This is a genomic window from Pseudomonas sp. Tun-23181, assembly GCF_057415455.1.
On record NZ_CM171630.1, the window covers coordinates 1,992,253 to 2,009,609 of the forward strand.

The following is a 17,357-nucleotide window of genomic DNA, read 5'->3' on the forward strand; positions in this document are numbered from 1 at the left end:
AGCATGCGGCAACCTGCCATCCACCCTCCGTCGCCTGCTCGTTGACTTGGCCGCTGCCGTAGCGCTCATTAAGTGCTAGCCACAGCCCTTTCCCTGACAGGACGACACAATGACAAGGCTCACGGTGCAATCCGGCGATTTCTTGCAAGGTGAAGGCGAGTATCGCAATGGAGCGCTCACCCTCAAGACCCCGCGCAGCCCCTCGCCCGGCGAGCGGATCTCGCTGGCGCGCATCAAGGATCTCAAGCTGGCCAGCCTGGAATCCAGCCGCAGCCTGGGCAGCACGCTCGGCTGGGGCGTGGCCGGTGCCTTGGTGGCGGGCCCGGTCGGCCTGCTCGCCGGCCTCTGGCTGGGAGGCAAGGAAGAAGAAGCCACCTTCGTCGCCACCTTCAAGGATGGCCGCAAGCTGATGGCCATCACCGATGGCAAGACCTGGTCGAAGATCGACGACACCTGGCGCAGGCACCAGCGGCCACCGGCTCGCTGAATCCGCCGCCATCCCATCCGTCCACTAGCCGGGCGCCTGCGAAATGCAGGCACCCGGCGCACCCGTGCCTGCTAACATGGCGCCCTTTTGCCTGACCGGCACAAAGACCGGCCGGCCCCACTGCCCGACACACCCGCACCGCCCGCCTTTCAAGGAGCCCTTGCATGACCTCGCCTCGCCCCCGCCTGCCCCTGAGCCTGCTCGGCCTGGGCCTTGCCCTGCACAGCGGCCAGGGCTTTGCCGACGACAGCGTCACCCTGGCGCCCTTGCGCGTATCGGAGCGCTATGGCGACGACGGCTACCAGGTGCGCGAGGCCCAGGCAGGCGGCTGGCAGGCCGCGCCCCTGCTCGATACCCCGGCCTCGGTCAGCGTGTTCGGCCAGCCGCTGCTGCAGGACCGCCAGGTGCGCCTGCTCAGCGAGGTGCTGCAAAGCGACGCCTCGGTGGGCGAGAGCTACGCGCCCATCGGCTACTACGAGAACTTCAACGTGCGCGGCTTCGAGCTCAACGCCGCCAGCAGCTACCGGATCAACGGCCAGACCATCGCCGGCGAGCAGAACGTGGCCCTGGAGAACAAGCAACAGGTAGAACTGCTCAAGGGGCTGTCAGGGTTGCAGAGCGGCGTGTCGGCGCCGGGCGGGCTGGTCAACTACGTGACCAAGCGTCCGGAGGATGTGCACAGCATCAGCGTCTCGAGCAACGAACAGGGCGAACGTTACCTGGCCACCGACCTGGGCGGCTGGTTCGGCAGCGAACGGCAGTTCGGCCTGCGCGCCAACCTGGCCCACGAAGACATCCGCTCCTATGTCGACCATGCCGACGGCAAGCGCGATTTCGCCTCCCTGGCCTTCGACTGGCAGATCACCCCCAACGCCACCCTGCAACTGGATGCCGAATACCAGCACCGTGAACAACGTTCGGTGCCGGGCTACCAGTTGCTCGGCGGTACCGAGGTGCCCCATGGCATCGACCCCGACGACCGCCTGGCCTACCAGCATTGGGCCAAGCCGGTGCAAACCGATTCGCTGAACCTGGGCGGGCGTTTCGAGTACCGCTTCAGCGATGCCTGGAGCGCTACCCTGAGCGCCTCGCGCAGCAAGGTGGTGATCGACGACTACAGTTCGTTCGCGTGGGGTAGCCAAGCAGGCTGGGCGCCCCATTTCAGCCCCGAAGGCGACTACGACATCTATGACTTTCGCAGCCCGGACGACACCCGGCGCGTCGACGAGGCCCAGGCCATGCTCGCCGGGCACTTCGAGGCCCTGGGCCTGGGCCATGAGTTGACCCTGGGCACCAGCGCCCAACGCCGCACCCTCGACCAGCGGCCGTACTACAACGAGTGGATTGGCACCGGCAACATCCATACCGGCGCCCCGGCGCTGCCGCCGTCCGACAGGCCCGTCGGTTCGAGCGAGCGCCGCCTGGACAGCCGCCAGTACGGCCTGTTCGTCAGCGACCGCATCACCTTCGACGAACACTGGCAGGCCGTCCTCGGTGCCCGCGAAGTCCGCCTGGACGAGAAAACCTGGGACGAGAACGGTGTCGCGGGTCGCCATACCCAGAAGTACCAACTGCTGCCCAACGCCGCACTGATCTACAAGCCGCGCCCGGATACCACGCTGTACGCCAGCTACTCCAAGGGCCTGTCCGCGGGCGGCACCGCCCCCTGGTACGCCACCAACCAGGCCCAGATCCTCGCCCCCACCCTGTCGCGCCAACTGGAGGTGGGCATCAAGCGCGACTGGCAGGGCATGAGCTTCAGCGCCGCGCTGTTCCAGATCCGCCAGGCCTACCAGTACGCACGCCCCGAGGCTGACGGTGCCTTCACCTACGTGCAGCAAGGCCAGCAGAAGAACACCGGCCTGGAGCTGGGCGCCAGCGGCTGGCTGACCTCGCGCCTGCAGCTCCAGGCCAGCGCCGCGGCGATCCGCGCCCGGGTGCAGAACAGCGGCACCGACGCCTACGAAGGCCACCAGGCGATCAACGTGCCCCGGCTGCGCGCCGCGTTGCAGGCCGACTACAGCCTGCCGGTCGCAGGCCTGGCGCTGCTCGGCGGCGCCCGCTACAGCGCCAGCAAGTACGCCAGCCAGGCGGGCAATGTCGAGGTCGGCGGTTATACCGTGTTCGATATCGGCAGCCGCTACCGCACGCGCATCGGCGGGTATGACACGGTGCTGCGGCTGACGGTGGACAACGTCTTCGACAAACGCTACTGGCGCGATGTGGGGGATTACCTGGGGGACAACTACCTGTTCCAGGGGGCGCCGCGTACGGCGCGGTTGTCGGCGTCGGTGAGTTTCTGAGGGCCCCCGGGGCCGCTTTGCGGCCCCAGGATCACAAGGCCCCGCTTGGCCCTGAACCATGCCAGAAAACAAAAAGCCCCCGGGCTTTTCAGCGCGGGGGCTTCTTGCGGAATGTGGCGGTGAAGAAGGGATTTGAACCCTTGATACGGTTTCCCGTATACACACTTTCCAGGCGTGCTCCTTCGACCACTCGGACACTTCACCGGATCTCTTCAAGCTGTTCAGCCTGTCGAGGCGCGCTAATTTAGTAGAAGCCATTCCCTTTGGCAAGCATTTTTTTCAGAATTTTCATGCGCTTAAGCCCTTCGCCCAAAAAACCCTGGGCGCCAGGGCGATGCTGCCAATCTGCCCCGCGCTTTTGCAGCCAGCCAAGGCCCCTGCCCCGATGCCGCACGGCATGCCCGCAACTGCTGACTGACCAGTCAGCCTTGCCGCTTTACCTGGCCCGCGCCGCTGGGTAACGTCGTCGCCACGCCACCCAAAGGACTCTGTCATGAGCGAGCTGATTACCTACCACGCCGAAGACGGCATCGCCACCCTGACCCTGAACAACGGCAAGGTCAACGCCATCTCGCCGGATGTCATCACGGCCTTCAACGCCGCCCTGGACCGCGCCGAACAAGAGCGCGCGGTGGTGATCATCACCGGCCAGCCGGGCATTCTCTCCGGCGGCTACGACCTCAAGGTGATGACATCCGGCCCCAAGGAAGCGATCAACCTGGTCACCGCCGGCTCCACCCTGGCCCGCCGCCTGCTCGCCCACCCGTTCCCGGTGATCGTCGCCTGCCCCGGCAATGCCGTGGCCAAGGGCGCCTTCCTGCTGCTCTCGGTCGACTACCGCATCGGGGTCGAGGGGCCGTACAAGATCTGCCTGAACGAAGTGCAGATCGGCATGACCATGCACCATGCCGGCATCGAGCTGGCCCGCGACCGCCTGCGTCGCTCGGCCTTCCATCGTTCGGTGATCAATGCCGAGGTGTTCGATCCCCTGGCTGCGGTGGATGCCGGCTTTCTCGATAAAGTGGTACCGGCCGAGCAACTGCAGGAGGTCGCCCTGGCGACGGCTCGCGAGTTGAAGAAGCTGAACATGCTGGCCCACAAGAACACCAAGCTGAAGGTGCGCAAAGGGCTGCTCGATACGCTGGACGCGGCCATCGTGCGGGACCAGCAGCATCTCGGCTGACCTTACCGACCCATTCGCCGACAAGCCGGTTCCCAAGGTCCGAATCGATCATCGGAGCAGGCTTGCCCGCGAGCAGGCCTGCACTGCCCACCCAGGGTTTGCCCCGGACAGTGTACAGCCGTACACTGCGCCGCGACTGTCTGGTGTGAGTCGTATCATGCTCTATATGCTCCGCATGCTCCTTCTGGCGCTGCATTTCTTGCTCGTTGGCGTGGTGGGCCTGGTCATCGGCCTGTGCCGCCCGTTCAACCCCGATAACAGCCGCCTGTTCGCCCGCCTCTACAGCGTGCCCGCCGCCTGGCTGATGCGCATCCAGGTCAAGGCCGAGGTCGGCCCGCTGTGGGACCAGCCGCCGGGCTGCGTCATCGTCGCCAACCACCAGTCCAATTTCGACCTGTTCATCCTCGGCCAGGTGGTGCCCCGGCGCACCGTGGCCATCGGCAAGAAGAGCCTGGGCTGGATCCCGCTGTTCGGCCAGCTGTTCTGGCTCGGCGGCAACGTCCTGGTAGACCGCAAGAACGCCTACCAGGCGCGCAAGGCCTTGCAGGTCACTACGCGGATCCTGGGCGATGGCACCTCGATCTGGATCTTCCCCGAAGGCACACGCAACCCTGGCGAACAACTGCTGGCGTTCAAGAAAGGCGCGTTCCACATGGCCGTCGAGGCCGGTGTGCCGATCGTCCCGGTGTGCGTCAGCCGCTATTCGAAACGCCTGGGCCTCAACAGCTGGCGGCGCCGCACAGTGATCGTCCGCTCGCTGCCACCGATCGCTACCGCAGGCATGAGCCAGCAGGACCTGCCGGCCCTGATCGAACAGTGCCGCACGCAGATGCAGCAGTGCATCGACCGGATGGACAGCGAGCTCGAGCGGGTGGAGGGCGAGCTGGCTAACGGTTGAGTGGCTTGCCCCAATGCACCAGGCCAGCCGACGGTTGCTCTATGGCCCGGCACAGCCCAAGCTGTATCTGCGTGTTCAACCGAAAAAGCGAGCAACCATGGGCCGAGTCGTGGCAGCGGCGGTGTACAGCGCCGGCAGGAAGGTCACCAACATCAACATCGACGAAGGCAGCGAATGGGCGCGCAAGCCCGGCCACTTCGTCTGGATCGGCCTGGAGGAACCCAACGCCGAGGAGCTGGCCAACCTGCAGCGCCAGTTCAACCTGCACGAGCTGGCCATCGAGGACGCGCTGGAGAAACACAGCCGGCCAAAGCTCGAGACCTTCGGCGACGCCCTGTTCATCGTCACCTATTCGCCAGTGCGCCATGAAGGCAAGCTGGAGTTCATCGAGACCCACATCTTCGCCGGCAACGGCTACATCATCACCTGCCGCAACGGCCACTCCAAGTCCTACGCCCTGGTGCGCCAGCGCTGCGAAGCGCGCCCGCTGCTGCTCGAGCACGGCGAGGACTTCGTGCTCTATGCCCTGCTCGATTTCGTCACCGAGAACTACCAGCCGGTCAGCGAAGCCATCCACGGCGAGATCGAGGAACTGGAGCAGAGCGTGCTGGGCAACTCGCTCAGGGAAGAAGACATCCAGCGCCTGCACAGCCTGCGCCGCGACATCCTGCGCCTGCGCCGCTACGTAGCGCCGATGGTGGAGGTCAGCGAAGAGCTGCAGCGCCTGAGCTTCCCCTTCATCGACAAGAACATGCGCCCGTACTTCCGTGACGTGCAGATCCACGTCACCCGGCAGATGGAAGACCTCGCCAGCATCCGCGACATCGCCAGCCAGACCATCGAGATCGGCATGCTGCTGGAGTCGTCGCGCCAGAGCATCGTGCAACGCAAGTTCGCCGCCTGGGCGGCGATCCTGGCGTTCCCTACCGCCATTGCCGGGATCTACGGGATGAACTTCCAGAACATGCCGGAGCTGGGCTGGCACTATGGCTATTTCGGGATACTGGGGGTGATCGGGGTGGGTTGCACGGCGCTGTATGCCAGCTTCAAGCGTTCTGGCTGGTTGTAGATTTTCGCCGCGCCCTTCGCGGGCAAGCCCGCGAAGGACCGCAAAGCGGCTCCACTCGATGAAACGCCAAACCTAGGCCGCGTTCTCCTTGGCCTTCTTGCCCGAATGCCCGATGAAACGCAGCATCCACTTGCCCACCAGATCGCCCTGGTGGTCCTCGGCCAGGCTGGCGATCGCCCGCTGGTAAACCTCGTCGCCCAGAACCTCCTGGCGTGCATCGAGCAGCGCCCGGGAATATTCGTGCACGAACTCCGGGTGGCCCTGGAAGCACAGCACCTGGTCGCGAATGTGGTACGCGGCATTGGGGCAGAAGTCGCTGGAGGCGATCACCGTGGCCCCTTCCGGGAGCTGGGTGACCTGGTCCTGGTGGCTGATCAACAGGGTCAGCTCCGACACCTCCGGGTCCATCCACGGCGCATGGGCGGCCAGGCTGTAGCGGTGGATGCCCAGGCCCCAGCCCTGCTCTGCCCGTTCGGCCTTACCGCCGAGCACCAGCGCCAGCACCTGATGGCCGAAACACACACCCAGCAGCTTCTCGCCACGCTCGTACAGCTTGAGCAGGTAGGCCTTGAGGGTCTGGATCCAGGGGTCGCTCCCGAACGAGTCGGCCTTGCTGCCGGTCACCAGGTAGGCATCGAAGGTTTCGTCTTCGGGGGGATACTCGCCGTTCATCACGTTGTACACGCGAAACTCGGCGGCGATCGGCTGACGCGAGAACAGCTGCTCGAACATCCTTCCGTAGCCCTGGTACTGCGCGGTCAGCTCCGGTCGCAGGACATCGGTTTCAAGGATGCAGATGCGTAACGACATAAGGATAGTCCTGAACGACATGGGTGGGATTTGCTGTAGAGACTGACGCGAAAGGCACGTACAAGCAAGTAGGATGCGCTGACGAACGGTAGTGCCTGTCACCCTTGGTAACCCCCTTCGCGCACCCGTCTAGCCAGAGCATGCCAGCGAGCTGGCCATTGGCCTTAAAACCAATGGAAATCTACAGAAAAAAATCTAGAACAAAGGGTTCTGAAACATGGATGACGCGCGCCCTACTGTTGGTTGTATATCCAGACACAAGAGGCAAGCAGGAATGGCGTGCAGCCACGCCACTGCGATCGACCCGAAGCGAGACAAGGAAGCCAAGGGCTATTCAGGAATAACAACAAGAAGGCGGTCCGCCATGTTCAGACAACCCAAGATACGCCAAGCCGGGCTCATACTCTTCGCCACGACCTTGCTGCTGATCCTGCCGAACCTGACACGTCTGTTCGGATGAACGCAGCGGTGGCTCTTGCGGGCAACGCACAGGTAATCTGCCGACCCTGACGGTTGGAGATCACCCATGCGCCACTGCTTCGCCTTGCTGACCTTCCTGCTCTGCCTGCCGCTGTCGGCGGCCCAACTGCACCTGGACCTGGGCGACAGGCACGGCCAGTGGCAAAGCGCCGAGCTGCTCGCCCACCCGCAAGCCCGGGACATCAGCATCGCCCAGGACGTCTCCTACAAGCGCCCCATGCAGTACCGCGCCGTGCCCCTGGCCGCGCTGCTCGACGGCGTGGGCGCCGGCGACCACCTGCAGGCGGTGGCACTGGACGGCTTCGCCGCGGAAATGCCCGCTGGCCCTTTGCTGCAGACCGGCCCGGCACGCGCCTGGCTGGCCATCGAAGACCCCGCCAGGCCGTGGCCGGCCCTGGGCCCTGGCAAGCCGAGCGCCGGGCCGTTCTACCTGGTGTGGACCGATCCGCAGGCGAGCGGTATCCGCCCGGAGCAATGGCCGTTCCAGATCACCACGATCCGTCGCCTGGCGTCGGTGCAGGCGCGCTTCCCTGCCCTGCTGCCCGATGTCGGCTTGCCGGCGGACGATCCGGTGCGCCGGGGGTTTGCCCTGTTCCAGCAGAACTGCCTGGCCTGCCATCGGCTCAACGGCGCAGGCGACGCTCAGTTCGGCCCGGACCTGAACGTGCCATACAACCCGACCGAGTATTTCCAGCCGGGTTTCCTGCGTCGCTATATCCGTGATCCGCAGAGCCTGCGGCAGTGGCCGCAAGGGCGGATGCCGGGGTTCGCGCAGAGCGTGCTGAGCGATCAGGCACTGGACGACCTGATCGCCTATCTGGCGCACATGGCTACGCGTAAGCCGTGAGATCCCGGAGCCACTCAGGCAACCGGCCGCTCCTGCTTGACGCCCCACCCCTCGACCTCGCCGCCCAAGGGCGAGACGACCTGTTCGAAAGCCTCTTCGAAGGCCCCGATACCACGGTAGGTGGCATACATGATCTTGCTCAGTTCCAGGTGCCAGGCGCCGTCGTCGCGTTCGCGCACCTGGGCATTGAGGGATTCGCCGCGGAACTGCCCCGCCGCCCGGCGCGCACCGGCCTCGTCGGGAAACACCGCGTAGAACTCGATGGGATGGATGCGGGTGAAGTCGAAACCGCCAGCTTTCATCTGGCGAAGGACACTGCTGCTGATGTCGTCGTTCTGGCTGCTCATGAAACGTCCTCCTGCAAAGCAATGGATAGACTTTCCGTGCACTACGCACCTGCCGACACACCCAAGGTGCCTGGCAGACCGAGCTGATGCGAGACGCGAGTGAAACCGACAAAGGCCCGCAGAAAAGACCTGTGCCTCGTTGCATCCTAGTGCCTGGCGCCGGACGGCGCCAGTGGCCACGTTCAGGGCCGTTCGCTGATGCGGGTGATGGACACGCCGCTCTGCTCCTTGAGCCAGCGCACCGTGGGGGATGGACTACGGTCCTGGAAGTCGTTCAGGTCCAGTTCATCGATGACCGGGAACAAGTGCGAACGAATCAGCCGTGCGGCCTCCTCGTCGCTGGGGCGTTGATCGGCGTTGTACAGCAGCGAGCCCTGCACACCGTCCTGGTCGACGAAGGTGACTTCCCACTCTTTCATTGATCAGCCCTCCCATCAAGGAATACCGGTTGACGCCTGTATGCTTGACCGTTGGCGAGGGCTTTCGTTCAGTCCTGGCCTGGGCTTTGTTGCGCGGCAGAGGGGCTGCCTTGCAGCCCCGCCTGGTTCTACTTCGGCGTGCCGTGGACCACGCCGGCCGTGTTGTCCAGCAGGCTCTTGGTGGCCGTCTGGATGTACGACTCGAGTTTCTTCAGCAACTCCGGCTGGTCGGGGCTCTGGATCAGTTCGGCCTTGAACTCGCGCCCCAGCTGGTAGCGATACAGCCGCGGGCTCATGTCCTTGGACTCGATGAGGATGCGATCGCCCTGCACCAGGCCGACGATCTGCTCGCTGCCCGAGGGTTTGATCATGCCCACGCCCGGGTCGCCCTGCGGCAGGTTGAGCAGGTCGCGGCCCCAGCACTGGTGGCGAGTCTGGCCACCGAGGCGGCCCATGATGGTCGGCACGATGTCGACCTGGGTCCCCACGGTATGGTCCACCGCGCCGAACTTCTCCTGGATGCCCGGGGCGATCAGCAGCAGCGGCACGTTGAAGCGGCCCAGGTCGAGCTCGGTGACCTGCTGGTGGTTGCCGAAGCCGTGATCGCCGACGATGACGAACAGGGTGTCCTTGAAATACGGCTGCTTGCGCGCCTGCTCGAAGAACTGGCCCAGGGCCCAGTCGGAATAGCGCATGGCGGTCAGGTGTTCGTCCAGGCGGCCCTGGCCTGTCACCTTCTCCACCGGCAGGTCCTCGGGCAAGGCATACGGGGTGTGGTTGGAGAGGGTCTGCAACAGGGCATAGAACGGCTTCTTGCCATAGTTGTGGGCCAGCTCCTCGGCGGCGCGGTCGAACATGTCCTGGTCGGACACCCCCCAGGTCGGGTCGGAGAACACCGGGTTGACGAAGTCGTTGCGGCCGATGAAGGTGGTCATGCCCTGATTGCCGAAGAACCCGGACTGGTTGTCCCAGGCGAAGTCGCCGTTGTAGACGTAGACGTCGTCGTAGTCGCGGGTGCTGAGCAGCGCGGGCAGGCCGGAGAGCTTATGGCCGCCCTCGGGGGTCTGCATCAGGTACTCGAAGCCCGGCAGGTTGGGGAAGCAGGCCATGGTGGCGAACATGCCCTGGTGGGTATGGGTACCGTTGGAGAAGAAGCGGTCGAACAGTAGCCCTTCCTTGGCCAGCTTGTCGAAGTACGGGGTGATGTTGCCGTTGCCGCCCAGGGCGCCCACCGAATGGCCGGCGAAGCTCTCCATGAGGATCACCACCACGTTCTTGACCGGCAGGGTACGGTCGGCCGGCGGCACGAAGTCACGGCGCACCGCCGCCTCGTCGCCGTCGACCAGGGTGTCGTTGGTGGTCAGCAGCAAATCGCGCACGCTCTGCCGGGCCACCTCGGGGTCGAGGGTAGCCTTCCAGACATTGGCGCGGTCTTCGCCGAAACGGCTCTTGGCGGCGTCGATCAGCGTCAGGGTACCGTTCAGGCCCAACTGGTTGACGAAGTTCGACTCGGTGGTGAAGGCGTCGCCCCACCGCATCGGCGGCCCCTGGCGCAGGGTGCCACGGGCAGCGACCACGGCCACCAGCAGAACGACCATGAACACCGCCAGGCGGTTGTACCAGGGGGTGATGCTGCGGCGCCCGGCAGCCTGGCCATGATCGCCGCCGGCGCCACGGGTCAGGCGGTCGATGCCCTTGAACAGCAGGCTCAGCAACCAGGTGCCGAACAGCCAGGCCAGCAGGTAGCGGACCACCGGGAAGCCGTACCAGAGCATGCTCAGGACGGTCTTGGGGTCTTCCTGGACGTACTGGAACACCAGGCCGTTGAGGCGCTGGTGGAACTCCCGGTAGAAGTCCAGCTCCATCAGGCCCAGGAACATCACGATGCTCGCGGTCAGCGTCAGCCACAGCCGGAAGAACCCGCGACGGGCCATGGCCCAGGGGCTGAGCACCGCCAGCAGCAGCGGAATGCTGAGGTACACCACCACGCGCAGGTCGAAGCGCAGGCCGTTGAAGAAGCCCTCGGCCACGGTCGCATGGGGCGTGTCGCCGATCATGTCGCTGTTGTAGACCAGCAGCGCCAGGCGGACCAGGCTGAGCATCAGCATGATCACCAGGGCGCTCAGCAAGGTGTAGGCCAGGTGCGATTTGAGGGTCGGCGCGAACGGGGCCGGCACGGCCCGTTGTTTCAAGGCATCCGTGTTAGCCATGAATGGGAAGATCCTAGGATTGCGGGTTTGCGAAAAAGGCGGTGTCGCCCTGCAGCTGGCATGGCAATAGGGCCAACGCAGCATTGCGTGCGGCGCGGATTTTCGATAATAGGGTGTGAAAATTTCGTGACGAGCGATGTTGGCTCAGAGGCGCACGTTGCCCCTGGGCCCGGCGATGGCCCAGATGATCAGCCCGATCACCGGCAACAACAGGATCAGCAGAATCCACAGCACCTTGATGCCCACCTCGGCACTGCTCTTGAGAACGTTGAGGATCGCCCAGATGTCCAACACCAGGATGATCAGGCCCACCAGGCCGTTGAATGTCGAACCCATGCCTTCACTCCCTTGGCAACCTGTGTTGCTGAGCATAGCCGGCTATCACGTCGATAGAGGGGAATCCTTGGCCAGCCGGGTGGGTCGCTGGGTAGACTGTTTCCATACATTGCCGTGAGGTCCGTATGCCCCCTGCCCAGACTGAAAGCACCGAAAGCACCGCCCCCGTCTCGCTGTTGAGCGCCTGGCGGCAACAGGCCCAGGACATGCCCTGGCTCAGTGCCGGGCTTGGCGTGAGCCTGCTGGCCATTCTCGTCCTGTTGCTGGCCAGCCTGTGGAACGCGGTGCACGGCGACCATGCCCAGTACCTGCACCTGGCGGTGCTCGGCGGGCTGTCCGGCTTCGGCGCCACCGCCCTGGGCGCGGTGCTGGCGGTGGTGCTGCGCGACGTCAGCGCGCGCAGCCAGGACGTGATGCTCGGCTTTGCCGCCGGCATGATGCTCGCCGCCAGCTCCTTCTCGCTGATCCTGCCCGGCCTGGATGCCGCCCGGGAGATCACCGGCAACGGACCGGCCGCGGCCTTCACCGTGGTGCTGGGCATGGGCCTGGGCGTCCTGCTGATGCTCGGCCTGGACCGCTTCACCCCGCACGAACATGAAAGCACTGGCCCCTGCGGCCCCGAGGCGGAACGGATCAGCCGGGTGTGGTTGTTCGTCCTGGCCATCACCCTGCACAACCTGCCCGAAGGCATGGCCATTGGCGTGAGCTTCGCCAATGGCGACATGCACATCGGCCTGCCGCTGACCAGCGCCATCGCCATCCAGGACATTCCCGAAGGCCTGGCCGTGGCCCTGGCCTTGCGCGCCACCGGGCTGTCGAGCCTGAAAGCGGCGCTGGTGGCCGTGGGCTCTGGCCTGATGGAGCCCCTGGGCGCGGTGATCGGGCTGGGGATATCCACCGGCTTCGCCCTCGCCTACCCGGTGAGCATGGGCCTGGCGGCGGGCGCGATGATCTTCGTGGTGTCCCACGAGGTGATTCCCGAAACCCACCGCAATGGCCACCAGACTGCGGCGACCCTCGGGTTGATGGGTGGGTTCGGGGTGATGATGTTCCTCGATACCGCGTTGGGTTGAGCCTTTGGGGGCTGCTTTGCAGCCCCCGACTCAGACGTGCACCGCGACCTTCAATGCCTCCAATGCCGGCTCCACCTTGATCCCCACCTCGGCACCGAGCGCCAGCACCCGCGCCAGGTCGTTCTGCCCCACCATCACCATCTGCAGTTCGTCATCGAGCAACTGGCTGAAATTGAGCAGCACATAACCGCCGGCCTCCTTGTTCAGCGCAGCCATCTGCACCTGGATGCGGTTGAGCGCCGTCAGCGGCTCGGTGCGCGCCAGTTGCTTGGGCTTGAGGTTGAACGGCACGCGCTTGTCGAACGAGTCGGTAATGCGCTGGAACAGTTCCTGGTAGCTGTCGGCCTGGAACAGCACGGTGTCTGGCAGGCTGCCGACCACCACCCATTCGCCCAGGGGGATGGGGAAGCTGTCGTCGTAGTTGATGTCCGGGTTGGCGGCAAGAAAACCGGCGGGATCGGCGTAGGCCTGGGCGGCCTCGTCGGCGATGCGCTCGATATCCTGCTCGCGCATGCAGCCGGCGCCGATGAGGCTGATGAGTTCGAGCAACTGGTTTTTCATGACGGGGGCCCTGCGCTGGCGAAAAAAGTCGCCAAGGATAGCCGCAAACGCCCCCGCAGGGTTAGCCGGCCAGCGCCTGCAGGCGCGCGGCGGTGTCGACCGCGCCCATGGTCTGGGCCGCAGCCAGGGCGGTGGCGCCACGGACATCCTGGCGCGCCGGGTCGGCGCCCTGGGCCAGCAGGTAGTCGAGGATCTCGCGGCGGTTGAACATGGCCGCCAGCATCAGTGCGGTACGCCCATCGGCTGCGGCCGCGTCCACCGGCACACCGTGCTCCAGCAGCAGGCGGATCATCGCCAGGTCGCCCTTGAACGCCGCGCCAGCGATGGGCAACTGGCCGTTGTCGTTGGCGATCAGCGGATCGGCGCCATGGGCCAGCAACACCCGCACCGCGTCATGGTGGCCGTGGTAGCTGGCCAGCATCAGCAAGGTATCGCCCTTGTGATTGCGCAGGTTGGCTGGCAGGCCGCTTTCCAGCAGGCGCCCGAGCATCTGGGCATCGCCCCGGCGGGCCCGTTCGAACACCTCCTCGGCGAAGGCGGCGGTTTCTTCGTCGGTCATGGCGGTGGGCTGTTGGTCGGACATCGGGGAACCTCCTGGCATCGTTGGGAGCCCAAGTCTTCGTCAGGCAATGGCGGCGGGTCAAAGGTTCAGATTCTATGGGGGCCAGAGACAGAGCCTATGACCTTGCAAAATGCACTGTGCAAAATGCACGACCATGCAGAATGCACGGCCCAGCGATCCGCACAAACGAGTAAGCTACTGATTCAAAAGGGTTTTATAAGGCCGTAAAGCCTGGCACGGTCGCTGCAGCACTCAACTCACGTCTGCAAACATAACAGTCAGGAGTTGATATGGACCTCATCCAGGAAAAATTCGCCTCGGTCTTCTGCGCCTACCAGGTCGAGACCCAGTCCCGCCCCGATGGCGGCATCCTGCTGAGCCTGCGCGCCGCCGATGGCAAGATCACCCGCCGCGTGCTGTCGTATGCCCAACTGCACAGCGCCGAGCAACTGTCCTGGGCGATCAGCGCCATTCGCCGCGACCTGGCCGAACAGGCCAGTGAGCTGCCGGTGATCTCGATGTTGCAGAGCCAGCAGCGGTTCGCCCTGCCGACGTATCGCTGATCCGAGGATGTTGGGGCTGCTTTGCAGCCCATCGCTGGCAAGCCAGCTCCCACAAGGGCCTGCAAATCACATGATGCGTGATCGACTCGGCCCCTGTGGGAGCTGGCTTGCCAGCGATGGGCTCAAGCGTCACCCCTTGCTAGAACTCATCGATCCCCGGAAACTGCCGGGCACTGTCATCCCCGGTGAAGCGCGGCGGCATCCCCTGCTCGCTGCCGAACACTCGCAAGGCCAGGCAGAACGGCGCATCGCCCAGGTCGAACCAACGCCGCACCCCAGCCGGCACCACCAGCACATCCCCTTTCTCGCACAGCACGGCAAAGACGTAATCGTTCACGCGCAGGCTGACCTGCCCACGGCCAGTGACCACCGCGAATACCTCATCGGCGTCATGCACGTGCTCGTCGCGCAAGTCGATCTGCCCCGGGTCCACGCCGTCGCGGTTCAGCAACGTGAAGGCCGCGCCCCCATGCTCGCTCATCAGTTGATCGAGCAGCCCGCTGCAGGCAGCCATCACCTCGTCCTGGCCGCTGCCCGGCCGAACCCGCAGCTCATGCGGGCGGTGCACGAACCGCAAGCCCTGCTCGGCCAGGGTCGCGGTGATATCGTCGTGGTGGGTCAGCACCTTGTTCGGCAGCTCCGGGCTGGACGGGTGGAAAACGCTGAGAATGCTCATCAGGGGCTGTTCCTGGTCTGGTTCGAACGGATGGCAATGATAACGGCTGCCGCCAGCGCCGCGACGCTGGCCATACCAAAGGTGAAGGACGGGCCCAGCAGTTTCCAGCTGTAGCCCGAATACAAGGCGCCCAATGCGCCGCCGGTGCCGGACAACGCCGCATACAACGCCTGGCCCTGGCCTTGCTGGCGGGCGCCGAAGCTGGCCTGGACGAAGGCGATCGCCGCGGCATGGAAGCAGCCGAAGGTGGCCGCGTGCAATACTTGGGCGAACACCAGCACTGCGGGCAGGTCGGCCAGGTTGCCTAGCAGCAGCCAGCGCAGCGCCGCCAGGAGAAAGCTGGCCAGCAGCACCTGGCGCACGGAAAAGCGCGTAAAGATCCGGCTCATGGCCATGAACACCAGCACCTCGGCCACCACCCCCAGCGCCCACAGCAGGCCGATGGCGCCACGGCTGTAGCCCAGGTGCTCCAGGTGCAGGGTGAGGAAGGTGTAGTACGGCCCGTGGCTCAGTTGCATCAACGCCACGCATACATAGAAGGCCGCCACGCCCGGCGCCGCCAGCTGGCGCAGGAAGCCGCCCGTCGCACGGCGTTCGGCATGCTCCACCGGCTGGGCGTTGGGCACCCAGCAGCTGGCGGCGACGATCCCTGCCATGATGACCACCAGGGCCACCGGGTAGATGTCCAGGCTCAGCCATTCGAACAACCGACCCAGGACGACCACGGTGAGGATGAAGCCGATCGAGCCCCACAGGCGGACCTGGCTGTAGCGCGCGGTCTGCCCATGCAGGTGGGCCAGGGTGATCACCTCGAACTGCGGCAGCACCGCGTGCCAGAAGAACGCGTGCAAGGCCATGACCAACGCCAGCCAGGCGTAGCTCTTGTCCAGGAAGATCAGCGAGAAGGTCGCCAGGGTCGTCAAGGCGCCCAGGCGCACGATGAGCAAGCGCTGGCCACTGCGATCGCCCAGCCAGCCCCACAGATTGGGCGCAATGCAGCGCATCAGCATGGGGATGGCTACCAACTCGCCGATGCGGGCCGGGGAAAAGCCCAGGTGGTCGAAGTACAACGCCAGGAACGGCGCGGTGGAACCGAGCAGGGCGAAGTAGAACAGGTAGAAGCTGGACAGGCGCCAATAAGGGATGGAGGTCATGGGGCGGGCCGGCGGTCAGTCAGGAATGTTGTCGCCTACCGACCCATTCGCGGGCAAGCCCGCGCCTACAGGGGTTGCGCTGCTCTGCACGTCAGCGTTGAACCTGTGGGAGCGGGCTTGTCCGCGAAAAGGCCAGCACAATCACAGACGCAATCAGAGCTGCCCGAGCACCGGCGTCCCCACCTGCACACCGGCATTCTGCGCGCGATGGCGCAGCAGGTGGTCCATCAGCACGATGGCCATCATCGCCTCGGCGATCGGCGTGGCGCGGATGCCCACGCAGGGGTCGTGACGGCCCTTGGTGACCACCTCGACCGGGTTGCCATCGATGTCGATCGAGCGGCCCGGGGTGGTGATGCTGGAGGTCGGCTTGAGCGCCAGGTGGGCGACGATCGGCTGCCCGGAGGAAATCCCGCCGAGGATGCCGCCGGCGTTGTTGCTGAGGAAACCGTCCGGGGTCAGTTCGTCGCGATGCTCGGTGCCGCGCTGGGCGACGCTGGCGAAGCCGGCGCCGATCTCCACGCCCTTGACCGCGTTGATGCTCATCAGCGCATGGGCAAGCTCGGCATCGAGGCGGTCGAAGATCGGCTCGCCCAGGCCCGGCATCACGCCTTCGGCGACCACGGTGATCTTCGCGCCGACCGAATCCTGGTCACGGCGCAGCTGGTCCATGTAGGCCTCCAGCTCCGGCACCTTGTCTGGGTCGGGGCTGAAGAAGGCGTTGTGCTCCACCGCGTCCCAGGTCTTGAACGGGATCTCGATCGGGCCCAGCTGGCTCATGTAGCCACGCACGCGGATGCCCTGGGTGGCCAGGTACTTCTTGGCGATGGCGCCGGCGGCCACGCGCATGGCGGTCTCGCGCGCCGAACTGCGGCCACCGCCACGGTAGTCGCGGATGCCGTACTTGTGGTGGTAGGTGTAGTCGGCGTGGGCGGGGCGGAACAGGTCCTTGATCGCCGAATAGTCCTTGGACTTCTGGTCGGTGTTGCGGATCAGCAGGCCGATCGAGCAGCCGGTGGTGCGCCCTTCAAAGACCCCGGAAAGGATCTCCACTTCGTCAGGCTCCTGGCGCTGGGTGGTGTGCCGGCTGGTGCCGGGCTTGCGCCGGTCGAGGTCGTGCTGCAGGTCGGCCAGGGAGATCTCCAGGCCCGGTGGACACCCATCGACAATGGCGACCAACGCCGGGCCATGGCTTTCGCCAGCGGTGGTGACAGTGAACAGCTTGCCGTAGGTATTGCCGGACATGGACGCTCCGCGAATCTGCCTGAATGGGAAGGAGGCCGCCAGTATACGGAAAGCCGGGGGTTTGCGAAAAAATTCGAAATATCTGGCCGCCACTGGCCCGCGCGAACCTTCCCACCACCATCCGGTCCAACCAG

18 protein-coding genes and 1 tRNA gene are annotated in these 17,357 nt (G+C 65.3%); 8 read left to right on the forward strand and 11 right to left on the reverse strand.

Annotated elements, in window-relative coordinates:
• Positions 1–109: 109 nt before the first annotated feature.
• Together ACDI39_RS09690 and ACDI39_RS09695 are read left to right on the forward strand one after the other, a co-directional pair.
• Positions 110–487 carry a hypothetical protein gene (locus ACDI39_RS09690; protein WP_253081491.1) on the forward strand — a complete coding sequence of 126 codons (378 nt, stop codon included), beginning with the start codon at positions 110–112 and terminating at the stop codon, positions 485–487.
• Between the two features lie 164 nt (positions 488–651).
• Positions 652–2,790 (forward strand): TonB-dependent siderophore receptor, encoded by a 2,139-nt coding sequence (locus ACDI39_RS09695; protein ID WP_225787115.1) that lies wholly within the window; start codon positions 652–654, stop codon positions 2,788–2,790.
• Between the two features lie 114 nt (positions 2,791–2,904).
• On the opposite strand, the gene ACDI39_RS09700 is transcribed toward ACDI39_RS09695, so the two are convergent.
• Positions 2,905–2,994, reverse strand: a tRNA-Ser gene (locus ACDI39_RS09700).
• A 289-nt stretch (positions 2,995–3,283) separates the two neighbouring features.
• Between ACDI39_RS09700 and ACDI39_RS09705 the strand changes: the two genes are divergently transcribed.
• The 3 genes from ACDI39_RS09705 to ACDI39_RS09715 all read left to right on the forward strand — a co-directional run bounded on the left by ACDI39_RS09705 (position 3,284) and on the right by ACDI39_RS09715 (position 5,940).
• Complete coding sequence (locus tag ACDI39_RS09705; protein ID WP_225787116.1) at positions 3,284–3,973, forward strand: crotonase/enoyl-CoA hydratase family protein; 690 nt, start codon at positions 3,284–3,286, stop codon at positions 3,971–3,973.
• A 157-nt stretch (positions 3,974–4,130) separates the two neighbouring features.
• Positions 4,131–4,871, forward strand: coding sequence for a lysophospholipid acyltransferase family protein (locus tag ACDI39_RS09710; protein ID WP_225787117.1), 741 nt, complete (start codon positions 4,131–4,133; stop codon positions 4,869–4,871).
• Positions 4,872–4,968: 97 nt separating this feature from the next.
• A complete protein-coding gene (locus ACDI39_RS09715; protein ID WP_225787118.1) occupies positions 4,969–5,940 on the forward strand; it encodes a magnesium and cobalt transport protein CorA in 972 nt (323 codons plus the stop codon).
• A gap of 72 nt (positions 5,941–6,012) precedes the next feature.
• Here the strand turns inward: ACDI39_RS09715 and ACDI39_RS09720 are convergent, their stop codons facing one another.
• Positions 6,013–6,750 carry an amidotransferase gene (locus ACDI39_RS09720; RefSeq protein ID WP_225787119.1) on the reverse strand — a complete coding sequence of 246 codons (738 nt, stop codon included), beginning with the start codon at positions 6,748–6,750 and terminating at the stop codon, positions 6,013–6,015.
• A gap of 526 nt (positions 6,751–7,276) precedes the next feature.
• Here ACDI39_RS09720 and ACDI39_RS09725 point away from each other — a divergent pair.
• Entirely contained in the window at positions 7,277–8,077 is an 801-nt protein-coding gene (locus tag ACDI39_RS09725; RefSeq protein ID WP_486538503.1) for a cytochrome c, read from the forward strand.
• Between the two features lie 14 nt (positions 8,078–8,091).
• Here ACDI39_RS09725 and ACDI39_RS09730 read toward each other — a convergent pair whose 3' ends face one another.
• The 4 genes from ACDI39_RS09730 to ACDI39_RS09745 form a co-directional block, all read right to left on the reverse strand.
• Complete coding sequence (locus tag ACDI39_RS09730) at positions 8,092–8,424, reverse strand: ribonuclease E inhibitor RraB (protein ID WP_225787121.1); 333 nt, start codon at positions 8,422–8,424, stop codon at positions 8,092–8,094.
• A gap of 182 nt (positions 8,425–8,606) precedes the next feature.
• Positions 8,607–8,843, reverse strand: coding sequence for a hypothetical protein (locus ACDI39_RS09735; protein ID WP_225787122.1), 237 nt, complete (start codon positions 8,841–8,843; stop codon positions 8,607–8,609).
• A gap of 128 nt (positions 8,844–8,971) precedes the next feature.
• Positions 8,972–11,053, reverse strand: a complete 2,082-nt coding sequence (locus ACDI39_RS09740) for an LTA synthase family protein (RefSeq protein ID WP_225787123.1) — start codon at positions 11,051–11,053, stop codon at positions 8,972–8,974.
• A gap of 144 nt (positions 11,054–11,197) precedes the next feature.
• Positions 11,198–11,389 carry a PLDc N-terminal domain-containing protein gene (locus ACDI39_RS09745; protein ID WP_225787124.1) on the reverse strand — a complete coding sequence of 64 codons (192 nt, stop codon included), beginning with the start codon at positions 11,387–11,389 and terminating at the stop codon, positions 11,198–11,200.
• A gap of 125 nt (positions 11,390–11,514) precedes the next feature.
• Here ACDI39_RS09745 and ACDI39_RS09750 point away from each other — a divergent pair, with 125 nt between their 5' ends.
• Positions 11,515–12,462 carry a ZIP family metal transporter gene (locus tag ACDI39_RS09750; protein ID WP_253081487.1) on the forward strand — a complete coding sequence of 316 codons (948 nt, stop codon included), beginning with the start codon at positions 11,515–11,517 and terminating at the stop codon, positions 12,460–12,462.
• Positions 12,463–12,492: 30 nt separating this feature from the next.
• On the opposite strand, the gene ACDI39_RS09755 is transcribed toward ACDI39_RS09750, so the two are convergent.
• Positions 12,493–13,023: a hypothetical protein gene (locus tag ACDI39_RS09755; RefSeq protein ID WP_225787126.1), complete on the reverse strand. Its 531-nt coding sequence runs from the start codon at positions 13,021–13,023 to the stop codon at positions 12,493–12,495.
• Between the two features lie 61 nt (positions 13,024–13,084).
• A complete protein-coding gene (locus ACDI39_RS09760) occupies positions 13,085–13,606 on the reverse strand; it encodes an ankyrin repeat domain-containing protein (RefSeq protein ID WP_225787127.1) in 522 nt (173 codons plus the stop codon).
• Positions 13,607–13,875: 269 nt separating this feature from the next.
• Here ACDI39_RS09760 and ACDI39_RS09765 point away from each other — a divergent pair, with 269 nt between their 5' ends.
• Positions 13,876–14,148 carry a DUF3509 domain-containing protein gene (locus tag ACDI39_RS09765; protein WP_225787128.1) on the forward strand — a complete coding sequence of 91 codons (273 nt, stop codon included), beginning with the start codon at positions 13,876–13,878 and terminating at the stop codon, positions 14,146–14,148.
• Positions 14,149–14,287: 139 nt separating this feature from the next.
• On the opposite strand, the gene ACDI39_RS09770 is transcribed toward ACDI39_RS09765, so the two are convergent.
• The 3 genes from ACDI39_RS09770 to aroC all read right to left on the reverse strand — a co-directional run bounded on the left by ACDI39_RS09770 (position 14,288) and on the right by aroC (position 17,223).
• Positions 14,288–14,824 (reverse strand): cupin domain-containing protein, encoded by a 537-nt coding sequence (locus ACDI39_RS09770; protein ID WP_225787129.1) that lies wholly within the window; start codon positions 14,822–14,824, stop codon positions 14,288–14,290.
• Entirely contained in the window at positions 14,824–15,978 is a 1,155-nt protein-coding gene (locus ACDI39_RS09775; protein ID WP_486538508.1) for an MFS transporter, read from the reverse strand. The genes ACDI39_RS09770 and ACDI39_RS09775 overlap by 1 nt, the downstream gene beginning before the upstream one ends.
• Before the next feature lie 153 nt (positions 15,979–16,131).
• Positions 16,132–17,223, reverse strand: a complete 1,092-nt coding sequence (gene aroC / locus ACDI39_RS09780; RefSeq protein ID WP_225787131.1) for a chorismate synthase — start codon at positions 17,221–17,223, stop codon at positions 16,132–16,134.
• Positions 17,224–17,357: the final 134 nt, after the last annotated feature.